The organism is Blastococcus sp. SYSU DS0541, assembly GCF_054050875.1.
Genome location: NZ_JBJHAD010000001.1, coordinates 1 through 13,094 on the forward strand (window position 1 = coordinate 1; position 13,094 = coordinate 13,094).

Annotated in this window: 11 protein-coding genes; 10 read left to right on the forward strand and 1 reads right to left on the reverse strand. The window is 74.6% G+C overall.

What is annotated here, in order from left to right; genetic code table 11:
* Positions 1-379: 379 nt before the first annotated feature.
* From ACI794_RS00005 to ACI794_RS00050, 10 genes are all read left to right on the forward strand, one after another.
* Entirely contained in the window at positions 380-1,957 is a 1,578-nt protein-coding gene (locus ACI794_RS00005; protein ID WP_456615415.1) for an ABC transporter ATP-binding protein, read from the forward strand.
* A complete protein-coding gene (locus ACI794_RS00010; protein WP_456579583.1) occupies positions 1,954-3,174 on the forward strand; it encodes an ABC transporter permease in 1,221 nt (406 codons plus the stop codon). Before ACI794_RS00005 ends, ACI794_RS00010 begins: the two co-directional genes overlap by 4 nt.
* Positions 3,175-3,247: 73 nt before the next feature.
* Entirely contained in the window at positions 3,248-4,534 is a 1,287-nt protein-coding gene (locus tag ACI794_RS00015; protein ID WP_456604217.1) for an ABC transporter permease, read from the forward strand.
* Positions 4,534-4,947 (forward strand): cytidine deaminase, encoded by a 414-nt coding sequence (locus tag ACI794_RS00020; protein WP_456604218.1) that lies wholly within the window; start codon positions 4,534-4,536, stop codon positions 4,945-4,947. The genes ACI794_RS00015 and ACI794_RS00020 overlap by 1 nt, the downstream gene beginning before the upstream one ends.
* Positions 4,947-6,227, forward strand: a complete 1,281-nt coding sequence (locus ACI794_RS00025; RefSeq protein ID WP_456615416.1) for a thymidine phosphorylase — start codon at positions 4,947-4,949, stop codon at positions 6,225-6,227. The genes ACI794_RS00020 and ACI794_RS00025 overlap by 1 nt, the downstream gene beginning before the upstream one ends.
* Positions 6,228-6,395: 168 nt before the next feature.
* Positions 6,396-7,256 (forward strand): ABC transporter ATP-binding protein, encoded by an 861-nt coding sequence (locus ACI794_RS00030; RefSeq protein WP_456579579.1) that lies wholly within the window; start codon positions 6,396-6,398, stop codon positions 7,254-7,256.
* On the forward strand, positions 7,253-8,065 hold the full coding sequence (locus ACI794_RS00035; RefSeq protein ID WP_456615417.1) for an ABC transporter permease: 813 nt from the start codon (positions 7,253-7,255) through the stop codon (positions 8,063-8,065). Before ACI794_RS00030 ends, ACI794_RS00035 begins: the two co-directional genes overlap by 4 nt.
* A 64-nt stretch (positions 8,066-8,129) precedes the next feature.
* Positions 8,130-9,203, forward strand: a complete 1,074-nt coding sequence (locus tag ACI794_RS00040; protein WP_456615418.1) for an adenosine deaminase — start codon at positions 8,130-8,132, stop codon at positions 9,201-9,203.
* A gap of 3 nt (positions 9,204-9,206) precedes the next feature.
* Complete coding sequence (locus tag ACI794_RS00045; RefSeq protein ID WP_456615419.1) at positions 9,207-9,899, forward strand: MgtC/SapB family protein; 693 nt, start codon at positions 9,207-9,209, stop codon at positions 9,897-9,899.
* A gap of 245 nt (positions 9,900-10,144) precedes the next feature.
* Positions 10,145-11,605 (forward strand): DEAD/DEAH box helicase, encoded by a 1,461-nt coding sequence (locus ACI794_RS00050; RefSeq protein WP_456615420.1) that lies wholly within the window; start codon positions 10,145-10,147, stop codon positions 11,603-11,605.
* Between the two features lie 106 nt (positions 11,606-11,711).
* Here ACI794_RS00050 and ACI794_RS00055 read toward each other — a convergent pair whose 3' ends face one another.
* Entirely contained in the window at positions 11,712-13,061 is a 1,350-nt protein-coding gene (locus ACI794_RS00055; RefSeq protein ID WP_456604224.1) for a hypothetical protein, read from the reverse strand.
* Positions 13,062-13,094 lie beyond the last annotated feature (33 nt).

The following is a 13,094-nucleotide window of genomic DNA, read 5'->3' on the forward strand; positions in this document are numbered from 1 at the left end:
AAACCCAACAAAAAAGAGACCCACCCAAACACCCCCACACCCCCCCGCCCCCCACCCCCCCCCCCCCCCCCCCCCCCCCCCCGCCCCCCCCCCCCCCCCCCCCCCCCCCCCCCCACCGGAGTGAACCACCGACGGCGGGTCCGGGCGTGCTGCCCGGGCCCGCCGTCGTGGTGAGCGGGGCGCCACCCCACCCGCGCGGGGGGCGCGCTCCCGGTCGCCGCGGGGGTGCGTCATCATGCCCACGGCAGGTGCCCTCACCCGGGTTCCCCGCCCGACCACCGGCAGCCCGGGGGACGACGTCCGGACCGGCGTCGTCACCGGTGCGCCGGATCGAGACCAGCGCCGCCCGCGCGGCGCACCGTGAGAGAGAGGCCCACCCATGGCCCAGGCTCCAGGAGCCGGTGCCGCGCAGCCCGACGGCGGGGCGGCGCGGTCGCCGTACGCGGTCGAGCTGCGCGGCATCACCAAGCGCTTCCCCGGCGTCGTCGCGAACAAGGACATCGAGCTGGCGGTCCGCCGCGGCGAGGTGCACGCGATCGTCGGTGAGAACGGCGCGGGCAAGTCCACGCTGATGAAGACGCTGTACGGCGAGCACCGGCCGGACGAGGGCACGATCCTCGTCGACGGCCGCCCCGTGCAGTTCCGCAGCCCGGCCGACGCGATCGCGGCGGGCATCGGCATGGTCCACCAGCACTTCATGCTGGCCGACAACTTCACGGTCCTCGAGAACGTGGTCCTGGGCAGCGAGCCGACGAAGGGTGGCCGGCTGGACCGGGCCGCCGCCGGCCGCCGGATCGAGGAGATCTCCGAGCGCTACGGGCTGGGGCTGCGCCCCGACGACCTGGTCGAGGACCTCGGCGTCGGTGACCGGCAACGCGTCGAGATCGCCAAGGTGCTCTACCGCAACGCCCGGACGCTGATCCTCGACGAGCCCACCGCCGTCCTGGTCCCCCAGGAGGTCGACGAGCTCTTCGGCAACCTCGCGGAGCTCAAGCGCGAGGGTCTCACCGTCATCTTCATCTCGCACAAGCTCGACGAGGTCCGGAAGGTCGCCGACGCGATCACCGTGATCCGCCGGGGCACCACCGTCGGCGAGGCCGATCCCCGCACGACCACGGCCAAGCAGCTCGCCGAGATGATGGTCGGGGCCGAGCTGCCGACGCCGGAGCTGCGCAGCTCCACCGTGCGCGAGACGCCGGTGCTGCGCCTCGCGGGCGTCACCGTCGCCTCGGACGCCGGGCGGCCGCTGGTCGACGGCGTCGACCTCACCGTCCGCGAGGGCGAGGTCGTGGGCATCGCCGGGGTCGAGGGCAACGGCCAGGCCGAGCTCGTCGAGGCGATCATGGGCCTGCGCTCGCTGGCCGCCGGCACCGTGCACCTGGGCGAGCAGGACCTCACCGGGTGGAGCACCCGCGCCCGCCGGGAGGCCGGCATCGGCTTCATCCCCGAGGACCGGCACCGGCAGGGGATGCTGCTGGACGCCCCGCTCTGGGAGAACCGCATCCTCGGCCACCAGACCCGGCCGCCGGCCGCGCGGGGGCCGTTCATCGACCGCAAGGGCGCGCGCGCCGACACCGAGCGGATCATGCGCGAGTACGACGTCCGGGCACCCGGCCCGGACACGCTCGCGGTGGCGCTCTCCGGTGGCAACCAGCAGAAGCTGATCGTCGGCCGCGAGATGAGCGCCGCCCCCCGCCTCCTCATCGCCGCCCACCCCACCCGCGGGGTCGACGTCGGCGCGCAGTCGGTCATCTGGGAGCTGCTCAAGGACGCCCGGGGCGAAGGGATGGGGATCGTGCTGGTGTCGGCCGACCTCGACGAGCTGATCGGTCTCTCCGACACACTGCACGTCATGTTCCGCGGCCGCCTGGTGGCGACGGTGGACCCGCGCCAGGTCACCCCCGAGGAGCTCGGCGGGTACATGACCGGCGCCCGGACCGCGGCAGGTGCGGCGTGAACCGTCTGCGCAGCACCGGCCTGGCGCTGCTGGGCCCGGCGCTCGCCGTCCTCGTCGCCCTGGTCATCTCGGCCCTGGTCATCGCGCTCATCGGCGAGAACCCGATGCGGGCGCTCCAGGTCATGACCGACCTCGGCGACGCGCCCTCCCAGCAGGTGCAGTCGATCGTGGTGATCCTCAACCGCGCCGTCCCGCTCTTCCTGGCGGGGCTCGCGGTGTCGGTCGCCTTCCGCATGGGCCTGTTCAACATCGGCGTCGAGGGCCAGTACCGGCTGGCCACCGTCGTCGCCGCCGCCGTCGGTGCGGCCGTCGTGCTGCCCGGCCCGCTGCACGTGCTGCTGGTCATCGTCGTCGCCATGGTGGTCGGCGCGCTGTGGGCCGGCATCGTGGGTGTGCTCAAGGTGACCCGCGGCGTCAGCGAGGTCATCAGCTCGATCATGCTGAACTTCATCGCGCTCGGGCTGGCGTCCTTCCTGCTCACCGGCCCGTTCCGGGGGAGCCCCGAGGGCGCGTCGATCATCACGACGACGCCGCTGCCGGAGTCGGCCTGGTTCCCGGGGCTCAACGGCGTGCTCGGCGCCTTCGGGCTGGCCGAGCCCCGCACGGAGCTGTTCGGGTTCCTGCTCGTCGCCGTCGTCGTGGGCATCGTGATCGCGGTGCTGATCCAGCGCACCCGCTTCGGCTTCGACCTGCGGGCCACCGGCATCTCGGCCTCCGCGGCCACGGCCAGCGGGGTCGACGCCCGGCGCATGGTGGTCACCACGATGCTGCTCTCGGGCGCGGTCGCCGGCCTGATCGGGCTGCCCGACCTGCTCGGCGACACCCGCGCCTTCGGCACCGAGTTCACCGCCGGGCTGGGCTTCCTGGGCATCGCCGTGGCGCTGCTCGGCCGGAACAACGTCGTGGGGATCGCGCTGGCCGCGCTGCTGTTCGCCTTCCTCGACCGCGCCGCCCTGCCGCTGCAGTTCGCCGACATCCCGGCGTCGGTCGTCACGATCATCCAGGGCACGATCGTGCTCGCCGTCGTCATCGCCAACGAGATCGCCCGCCGGCTGGCCCTGCGCTCGGCCGAGCGCTCCGGCGCCGAGGCGACCGGCGCGCCCCCGGACCCCGGTGGCAGCGCCGACCCGGGCGGTCCCGGGCCCGGCACCGGTCCGGACGGCGGGCACCGCGTCCGCACCGGGGTTCCCGGCTCTTCCGAGGAGGCGCGCGCATGAGCGAGCTCGCGAGCTCGAGAAAGGCAGAGCCACCAGTGGGCATGGGGTCACCGAGCGTCAGCGAGGTGGGAGCATGACCACCGCGACCCCGTCCGGGGGCAGCACCGCCACCCGGCCCAGCCGCGGCCCGCTGACCGACCGGCTGACCGGCGGCGGCCGCGGCACCCGCATCGTGTGGCTGGTCCTCGGCCTGCTGTTCGTCTTCTCCGTCACCCGCGCGATCTCGGGTGAGGAGGCGCTGACCTCGTCCTCCACGATGCGGGCAGCCCTGCTGCTGGCGGTGCCGATCGGGCTGGCGGCGCTGGGCGGGCTCTACTCCGAGCGCGCCGGCGTGGTCAACATCGGCCTCGAGGGGATGCTGATCCTCGGCACCTGGGGCGCCGGCTGGGCCGGCTGGCAGTGGGGCTGGGTCGGCGCCATCATCGGCGGCACCGTGCTCGGTGCCATCGGTGGCCTGCTGCACGCGATCGCGACGGTGACCTTCGGGGTCGACCACGTCATCTCCGGCGTGGCGATCAACATCCTCGCCGCCGGCGTCGCGCGCTTCCTCTCCGAGCTCGTCTACGTCGAGGGGACCGGGGGCGGGCCGACGCAGTCGCCGTCGGTGGGCAGCGACCCGCCGAGCTTCTCGGTCCCGGTGCTCTCCTCGGGACCCGACCTGCTGGGCGACGTCGAGAACACCGGCTGGTTCCTGATCAGCGACCTCGCGGGGGTGCTGCGCGGGCTCACCAGCGGGCTGGGCGTGGTCACGCTGCTGGCGATCCTGCTCATCCCGATCTCCTACGTCGTCCTCTGGCGGACGGCGTTCGGGCTGCGGCTGCGCTCCTGCGGCGAGAACCCGGCCGCCGCCGACTCGCTGGGCGTGCCGGTGTACCGGATGAAGTACCTCGCGGTGATCATCTCCGGTGCGCTGGCCGGGCTGGGCGGCGTCTTCCTGGTCTTCGTCGCGGGCATCTACCGCGAGGGCCAGACCGGCGGGCGCGGCTTCATCGGCCTCGCCGCGCTGATCTTCGGCAACTGGCGCCCGGGTGGGCTGGCCGCCGGCGCCGGGCTCTTCGGCTTCTCCGACGCCCTGCAGCTGCGCAGCCGGACGGCGGTGGTCGCGCTGCTGCTGCTGGTCGCGATCCTGCTGGTCGGCGTCGCGGTCTACCAGGCGATGCGGCGTCGCTGGATCCCCGCCGTGCTCGCCGCCGTGGTGGCGGCGGCCGCGCTGGTCGGCTTCCTCTCGATCGAGGAGCTGCCCGACGGCATCGTCTTCTTCACCCCGCACCTGACCACGCTGCTGGTGCTCTCGCTGGCCTCCCAACGGCTGCGGATGCCCAAGGCCGACGGACTGGTCTACCGACGAGGGGAACACTGATGCAGCCGGACTGGGACGCCCTGCGCGCCGCGGCCCGCGAGGCGATGACCCACGCCTACGCGCCGTACTCGAGGTTCCCGGTCGGCGTCGCCGGGCTGGTGGACGACGGCCGCGTCGTCACCGGGTGCAACGTCGAGAACGCCTCCTACGGGCTGGGCCTGTGCGCCGAGTGCGGCATGGTGAGCGACCTCGCCCGCACCGGGGGCGGCCGGCTGGTCGCCGTGGCCTGCGTCGGCGGGGACGGCCAGCCGCTCATGCCGTGCGGCCGCTGCCGCCAGCTGCTGTGGGAGCACGGGGGCGCCGAGATGCTCATCGAGACGGTGTCGCTCGGCATCGTGCCGATGCGCGAGGTGCTGCCGGACGCCTTCGGCCCCGACGACCTGGTGGCGGCGGCCGAGAGAGGGCAGGGCTGATGGCCGGGCACGACGCGATCGACGTCATCCGGGCCAAGCGGGACGGCGTCCCGCTCACCCCGGAGCAGATCCGCTGGGTGATCGGCGCCTACACCGCGGGACAGGTCCCCGACGAGCAGATGAGCGCGCTGCTCATGGCGGTGTTCTTCCGCGGCATGACCGCTGACGAGCTCGCCGCCTGGACCCAGGCGATGATCGACTCGGGCGAGCGCAAGGACCTCTCGTCGCTGGGCCGCCCCACGGCCGACAAGCACTCCACCGGCGGGGTCGGCGACAAGATCACGCTGCCGCTGGCGCCCCTGGTCGCCGCCTGCGGGGTGGCCGTGCCGCAGCTCTCCGGCCGGGGCCTGGGCCACACCGGGGGCACGCTGGACAAGCTGGAGGCGATCCCCGGCTGGCGGGCCGACGTGCACGAGGAGTCCTACCTCGCCCAGCTCCGCGACGTCGGGGCGGTGATCTGCGCGGCCGGCCACGACCTCGCCCCGGCCGACAAGCTGCTGTACGCGCTGCGCGACGTCACGGGCACCGTCGAGTCGATCCCGCTCATCGCCAGCTCGATCATGAGCAAGAAGATCGCCGAGGGTGCGGACGCGCTGGTCCTGGACGTCAAGACCGGCTCGGGCGCTTTCATGAAGAACTCCGACGACGCCCGCACGCTGGCCCGCACGATGGTCGGGCTCGGGGAGGCCGCCGGGGTGCGCACGGTCGCCCTGGTGACCGCCATGGACCGGCCGCTGGGCCGCGCCGCGGGCAACGCGGTGGAGGTCGCGGAGTCGGTGGAGGTGCTCGCCGGTGGGGGGCCCGCCGACGTCGTCGAGCTGACCCTCGCGCTGGCCCGGGAGATGCTGGCCGGCGCCGGACGGGACGACGTCGACCCCGCCGACGCGCTGGCCGACGGTCGGGCGATGGACGTCTGGCGCCGCATGGTCGCGGCACAGGGCGGCGACCCCGACGCCCCGCTGCCGCAGCCTGCCGAGCGGCACGTCGTGACCGCCCCCGCCGACGGCACGCTGACCCGGCTGGACGCCTACTCCCTCGGCGTCGCCGCCTGGCGGCTGGGCGCGGGGCGGGCCCGCAAGGAGGACCCGGTCTCGGCCGCCGCCGGCATCACCTTGACGGCGGGCGTGGGGGATCGGGTGACCGCGGGCCAGCCGCTCCTGGAGCTCCAGACCGACGACGCCGACCGCATCCCGCGGGCGCTCGAGGCGCTCGAGGGTGCCATCGGCGTGGACACGGGCGACCAGCCGCTGCCGCTGGTGCTCGACCGCATCACCGCCTGACCCCCGTCGTGATCATGGCTCCGTGACCACTTCCGGACCCGGATCCGTGGTCCCGGCGCCATGATCACGGGGGGAGGGGCGCGGGCGGTCCGGGCCGAGGGGGGAGACTGTTCCCTCGTGCAGAAGGACTCCCTCCTCCCCACCACTCCCGGGCTCGCGGCGGGACCCGTGAGGGAGCCGGTGGACCCGGACGCGGCGATATCCATCCGCGGCCTGGTCAAGCGCTACGGCGACCGCGCGGCCGTCGACGGCCTGGACCTCGACATCCGCCGCGGGGAGATCTTCGCGCTGCTGGGGCCGAACGGGGCCGGGAAGACGACGACGGTCGAGATCTGCGAGGGGTACCGGGACCGCGACGGCGGGGAGGTGCGCGTGCTCGGCGTCGACCCGGCGCGGGGCGGGCGCCGCTGGAAGGCCGAGCTCGGCATCGTGCTGCAGTCCGGCGCCGGGGACAGCCAGCTCTCGGTGCGCGAGCTGCTCACCGCCCAGGCGTCCTACTACGCCGACCCGCGGGATCCCGACGAGGTGCTGGAGCTGGTGGGGCTCACGGAGAAGGCGGGCGCCCGCGGGCGGACCCTCTCCGGCGGGCAGCGGCGCCGGCTCGACGTGGCGCTGGGCATCGTCGGCCGGCCGCGGCTGCTCTTCCTCGACGAGCCCACCACGGGCTTCGACCCGGAGGCCCGCCGCCAGTTCTGGTCGCTGATCCGGTCGCTGCGCGAGCTGGGCACCACGATGCTGCTCACCACCCACTACCTCGACGAGGCCGAGGAGCTCGCCGACCGCGTCGGCGTCATCGCCCACGGCCAGCTCGCCGAGGTCGCCGTCCCCACCGCGCTCGGCGGCCGAGGCACTGCGCCCGCCGTCGTCAGCTGGACCGAGGACGGCGCCCGGCGCACGGCCGAGACCGCCACGCCCACCGCCTTCGTGGCCGACCTGGCTGCCCGCTTCCCGGGTGAGGTGCCCGACCTCGCGGTCAGCCGGCCCACCCTGGAGGACGTCTACCTCAAGATGATCGGGGACCGCTCGTGACCACCCCCGCCCCGGCGCCGGCCCCGCTGCCCTCGGTCGCCCGGGTCTCCCGCACCCGGGCCGGGGTGGAGCTCAAGGAGTTCTTCCGCCAGCGCGAGTCGGTCGTCTTCACGCTCGTGTTCCCGGTCATCCTCCTGCTGGGGCTGGGCGCGGTGCTGGAGTACGACCTCGGCTCGGGCGTGGACTTCCCGCAGTACTTCATGGCGGGGGTGATCGCCGCGGGCATCGTCGGCGCGAGCCTGCAGAACATGGCGATCCACATCGCGGGCGAGCGCTCCGACGGCACCCTCAAGGCGCTGGCCGGCAGCCCGATGCCGAGGACCGCCTACTTCGTCGGCAAGGTCGCCCAGGTCGTCGCGGTGACGATCGCGACCATCGTGCTGCTGCTGGTGGTCGGCATCCTGGTGTTCGGCATCGACCTGCCCACCGGGGCCGACTGGCTCACCTTCGCCTGGGTCACCGTGCTGGGGGCGGCGGCCTGCACGCTGCTGGGTATCGCGGTCTCCTCCCTCGCCCGGAACTCCCGGTCCGCCTCGGCGACGGTCACGCCGATCGCGCTGGTGCTGGAGTTCATCTCCGGCGTCTTCATGCCCTTCGACCAGGTGCCGGGCTGGCTGCAGGACGTCGCCGCCGTCTTCCCGGTGAAGTGGCTGGCGCAGGGCCTGCGCTCGGTCTTCCTGCCCGACTCCCTCGCCGCCCGCGAGCCGGCCGGCTCCTGGGAGCTCGGCACGGTGGCGGTCGTCCTCGCCGTCTGGTGCGTGCTGGGCCTGCTGCTGTGCGTCCGCACCTTCCGCTGGCAGGACCGGTGACTGCGACACTGCGGTCCTCCGGACCTCGTCATGACACCGATCGGTGGGTCGGTAGCTTTCCCGTGTGCCTGCACCGCTGAATGCCGAGTACGTCCGTCGCGCCCCCAAGGTCCTGCTGCACGACCACCTGGACGGCGGGCTGCGACCGCAGACGGTGCTGGAGCTGGCCGACCAGCTGGGCTACCGGGAGCTCCCGGTGTCGGACGCCGAGGCGCTCGGGCGCTGGTTCCGCGAGGCGGCCGACTCCGGCTCCCTCGTGCGGTACCTGGAGACGTTCGCGCACACCGTCGCGGTGATGCAGACCCCGGACGCCGTGGCGCGGGTGGCGCGGGAGTGCGCGCTGGACCTCGCCGCCGACGGCGTCGCGTACGCCGAGGTCCGCATGGCCCCCGAGCTGCTCACCGGCGGGATGCCCCTGGAGGCCGCGGTCGAGGCCATGCTGGACGGTTATGCGCGGGGCAGCCGGGACGCCGCTGCAGCGGGCACCTGCATCCGCATCGGCACCCTGCTGTGCGCCATGCGGCAGGAGGACCGCTGGGAGGAGGTCGCCGGTCTCGTCGTCCGCTACCGCGACGCCGGCGTCGTCGGCTTCGACCTCGCCGGCCCCGAGGACGGGTTCCCGCCCGACCGGATCCCCGCCGCGATCGCCCTGCTGGACCGCGCCGGGGCGCACCGGACGGTGCACGCCGGGGAGGCCGCCGGCATCGGCAGCATCGTGGCCGCGCTCGACGGCGCCGGCGCCGAGCGGCTCGGCCACGGCGTGCGGATCGCCGACGAGGTCGCCGCTGACGGCACCCTGGGCCCGGTCGCGCAGCGGGTGCGCGACGCGCAGGTCACCCTGGAGGTCGCGCCGTCGTCCAACGTGCAGACCGGCGCCTACCCCTCCCTGGCCGAGCACCCGGTGGACCGCCTGCACCGGCTGGGCTTCGCCGTCACGCTCAACACCGACAACCGGCTGATGAGCGGGGTCTCGCTGACCAGCGAGGTCACCGACGTGGCGACGACGTTCGGCTGGACATGGGACGACGTCCAGACGGTGACCGAGCGGGCGCTGGCCGCCGCCTTCCTGCCCGACGACGAGCGCCGGCGGCTGCTGGACGAGGTGGTCCGCCCCGGGTACGCCGCGCTGGAGGGCTGAGCCGTGGAGGTCCTGCTCGCCGAGACGACCGGGGGGTCCGTGGACCGGCTGGCCGACCTCGGGGTGGCGTTCGCCCTCTCGGCACTCATCGGGTTCGAGCGGGAGCTGCGGCAGAAGGCGGCCGGGCTGCGGACGCTCACCATCGTCGGGTTCGCCGCGGCGCTGTTCATGGTGATCAGCGGGGCCGAGTTCGGCGACTCCCGCATCGCCGCCCAGGTGGTCTCCGGGCTCGGCTTCATCGGCGGCGGCCTGATCTTCGTCCGGCGCGACGCCGTCCGTGGGCTGACGACCGCGGCCGTCGTCTGGCTCACCGCCGCCGTCGGCATGGCGGCGGGGGCGGGGCTGTGGACGTACGCCGCGGTCGCCACCGCCGTTCACCTGCTGATCGCCTACGCCTTCACCCCGCTGGCCCGCCGGCTCTCGGGCCGGGCGGCGCACGCCTACCCGCTGGTGCTGACCTACCGGGACGGGCAGGGCGTGCTGCGCCGGGCGCTGGCCGAGTGCACGCAGCAGGGCTTCACGGTCCGCAACCTCGACACGTCCGTCGAGCCCGAGCAGCGCAGCGGTGTCCCGCAGGCCACGGTGCGGCTGACGCTGGAGGGCGCGGGGCCGGTGACGACGCTCGCCGCCCGGCTCGCCGACCTCGAGGGGGTGCTGGCGGTCTCGGCCGGGCACCGGGACGAGGACGCCGACTGACTCCGGTCGGGTGGGCGCCGTCACCCCCGTCCGCGGGAATGGCGCCATGATCTCCGCTGCTACGGTAGAGGCACCGGCACAAGGCCGGTCATCCTCCCGGACGGTCGGTCCGGGAACGAGCGCATCCGTGCAGATCCCGCGTCCTGCCAGGTCGCAGCTGATCGCCAAGTGAGGACGCCGGCACGTGCCGGGGCTCGTCCTCTTCCACGGGACGCGCTCCGAGCAGTATCGGAGCCCCACCCCGCATGACGTTGATCCACCCTGCCCCGCTCGAGTCGAACGAGGCCGAGACCACCCCGGTCCAGGCCCCCGAGGCGCCCGCCGGTCCCACCTTCGCCCAGCTGGGTCTGCCCCAGCCGCTGGTGACCGCGCTCGAGCGGCGCGACATCCGCCACCCCTTCGCCATCCAGACGTCGGCCCTGCCCGACGCGCTCGCCGGCCGCGACGTGCTCGGCAAGGCAGCCACCGGCTCGGGCAAGACCCTGGCCTTCGGCCTGCCGCTCCTGGCCCGCATCGGTGCCGAGGTCAAGCACGGCCGCCGCGCCCCCCGCGGGCTGGTCCTCGTGCCCACCCGCGAGCTCGCCCAGCAGGTGCACGACAACCTGGCGCCCCTCGGCCAGGCGACCGGCGTGCAGCTCGCCACCGTCTACGGCGGCGCGCCCATGTACCGCCAGATCCAGCAGCTGCGCCGCGGCGTGGACGTCATCATCGCCACCCCCGGCCGGCTGCAGGACCTGATCAGCCAGGGCGAGGCCAGCCTCGCCGAGGTGGTCATCACCGTCCTCGACGAGGCCGACTTCATGGCCGACCTGGGCTTCCTCCCGGTCGTCAAGGAGCTCCTCGACCAGACCGCCGCCGACGCCCAGCGCCTGCTGTTCTCGGCGACGCTGGACGGCGAGGTCGACGCCCTGGTGCGCCGGTACCTCAAGGACCCGGCGCGGCACGAGGTCAAGCGCCCCGGGGACGACGCACCGCCGGCCGAGCACCGCGCCTACACCCTGGCGTTCCGCGACAAGGTCGCGCTGACCAAGGAGCTGGCCCAGCGCCCCGGGCGGACGCTCATCTTCGTCCGCACGCAGCTGGGTGCCGATCGCCTGACCGAGCACCTGCTCGAGACCGGGGTCAAGGCGGCCGCCATCCACGGCGGCCTGCCGCAGGCGGCTCGCAAGCGCGCGCTGGAGGCGTTCACCGACGCCCGCTCGCCCGTGCTGGTGGCCACCGACGTCGCCGCCCGCGGCATCCACGTCGACGACGTCTCGCTGGTCGTGCACTACGACCCGCCGGCGGACTCGAAGACCTACCTGCACCGGTCGGGCCGCACGGCCCGCGCGGGTGCGGCCGGTGTCGTCGTGTCGCTGCTGCTGCCCGACCAGGTCGGCCAGTCCAAGCGCCGGTTCCGCCAGGCCAAGGTCGACCCGGTCCTGCGCCGGGTGACCCCGGGTGACCAGGAGATCGCCGAGCTCGTCGCCAGCGGCGTGCACGTCGAGCCGGTCGAGCGCCCGGTCCGCGACTCCCGTCGCGCCGGTGGTCCCGGCGGCCGTCCGCGCCGCGAGGGCGACCGGCCCGGTGGCGGTCACCGCGGTGGCCCCCGCCGCTCCTACGGGGACCGCAACCGCTCCGGCGGCGAGCGGTCCGGCCGGCCCGGCGGTAGTGACCGCCGGTTCGGCGGCGAGCGCTCGGCCCGACCCCCGCGCCAGGGCAGCTGACCCCACCCCAGCACGCAGACGGCGGCCCGTCCCGGACATCCGGGGCGGGCCGCCGTCGTACGGCCCCATCCAGGGGCTCGCCGCGAGCCTCTGGACCGGGTCTTCTTCACTCGCGGAAGACCAGGGCTCCGCTCACCGCGGCCACGGCCTCGTCCCAGTCGGTGCGCAACCGGGCGGCCTCGACGGCGTCCAGGGGCTCGTCGGGCTGCCGGTCCGCACGCGCCAGCGCCCGGCCGAGCGGTGCGGTGGGGGCGAGCAGCTCCTCCACGCGGGTCAGCCCGGCGTACTCGCCCAGGTCGCGCACGCCCTCCGCGGGCTGGACGAGCGCCCGGTGGGTGACCAGCCCGGCGGCGCCGTCGGCGACCTCGCCCAGCACCTCGGAGAGCTCGGTGAGGTCGTAGCGGTCCTGCTCGGCCGGCAGGGGTGGTGTGTCGGTGTCGGCGACCTCGGGCCAGGAGGCGATCTCGACCAGGTCGTGCCGCTCGTTGCCGGCGCAGAACCGCGCGAGGTCGGCCGGGGTGTCGAAGAGGAAGACCTCGCCGTCGCGGCCGAGGAACCGGGCGACGTCCTCGACGTAGCAGCGCAGGGTCACCCCGGCGCCCTCGGGGACGACCACCTCGACCGGCAGGATGCCGACGGCCTCCCAGAACTCGGCGGCGGCGGCGACCGCGGCGGGGGAGGCGGTCACCCGGCTGCCGCGCGCGATCGTGCTGACGCCCGGCCGACCGGCCACCGACGCGGCCGTTGCGCCGGCCGGCTCGGCGTCGGCGATCTCCACCTGGTCGGGCAGGTCCTCCTCGTCGCCGGGCACGTCGTCGCCGGCCTCGGAGGCCGACGGGTACTCCTCGAGCGTGGCGGTGCCGCCGCCGGTCCAGTCGAAGTGGTCGGAGAGCTCCTCGACGACGTCCTCCCACAACTCGTCGAAGACGCTCCCGACACCGATCCAGGCGTCCTCTCCGGAGCGCCCGGCGAACGCCTCCACGCCCAGGCCGAGGGAGCCGATCTCGGGCTTGGCGGCGAGCTCGGCGACGGCCTCGAACTGCTCCTCGTCGTCGTCCTCGTCGGTGGTGTCCAGGCACTCGGCCAGCCGGCTCACGATGTCCACGGTGGCGGCCAGCTCCTCCACCGCCCACCGGTCGGGGTTCTCGGCGGCGATGTCGTAGACCCCGTCGAGGTCGTACCGGTGGTCCTCGTCCGGGGTCAGGTCGGGGGCCGCCAGCCCGGCGACGACCGGCCACACCGGGTGGTCGGCGAGGTCGTGGTCGGTGCGCGTGCGGCAGAAGGCGGCGAGCTTCGCCGGCGTCGGGAAGAGGTGCACGGTCGCGACGTCGCCCTCGGTCGTGCCGAGGAACGCCTGCCACTCCTCGCCGTCCTCCTCCCACGGCGGAGCCCACAGGGTGTACCCCGTGCGGTCGTCGAGGGTCAGTGCGATGGGGACGATGCTGGGCCTGGCCACCCGCCCATCCTGCCCTGTCGCTCCGGGGACGCA

Excerpts from the sequence above, each read along its gene's own strand:
- ACI794_RS00025 (WP_456615416.1), top strand. The coding sequence starts at position 4,947 with ATGGCCGGGCACGACGCGATCGACGTCATCCGGGCCAAGCGGGACGGC.
- ACI794_RS00005 (WP_456615415.1), top strand. The coding sequence starts at position 380 with ATGGCCCAGGCTCCAGGAGCCGGTGCCGCGCAGCCCGACGGCGGGGCG.
- ACI794_RS00020 (WP_456604218.1), top strand. The coding sequence starts at position 4,534 with ATGCAGCCGGACTGGGACGCCCTGCGCGCCGCGGCCCGCGAGGCGATG.
- ACI794_RS00050 (WP_456615420.1), top strand. The coding sequence starts at position 10,145 with ATGACGTTGATCCACCCTGCCCCGCTCGAGTCGAACGAGGCCGAGACC.
- ACI794_RS00015 (WP_456604217.1), top strand. The coding sequence starts at position 3,248 with ATGACCACCGCGACCCCGTCCGGGGGCAGCACCGCCACCCGGCCCAGC.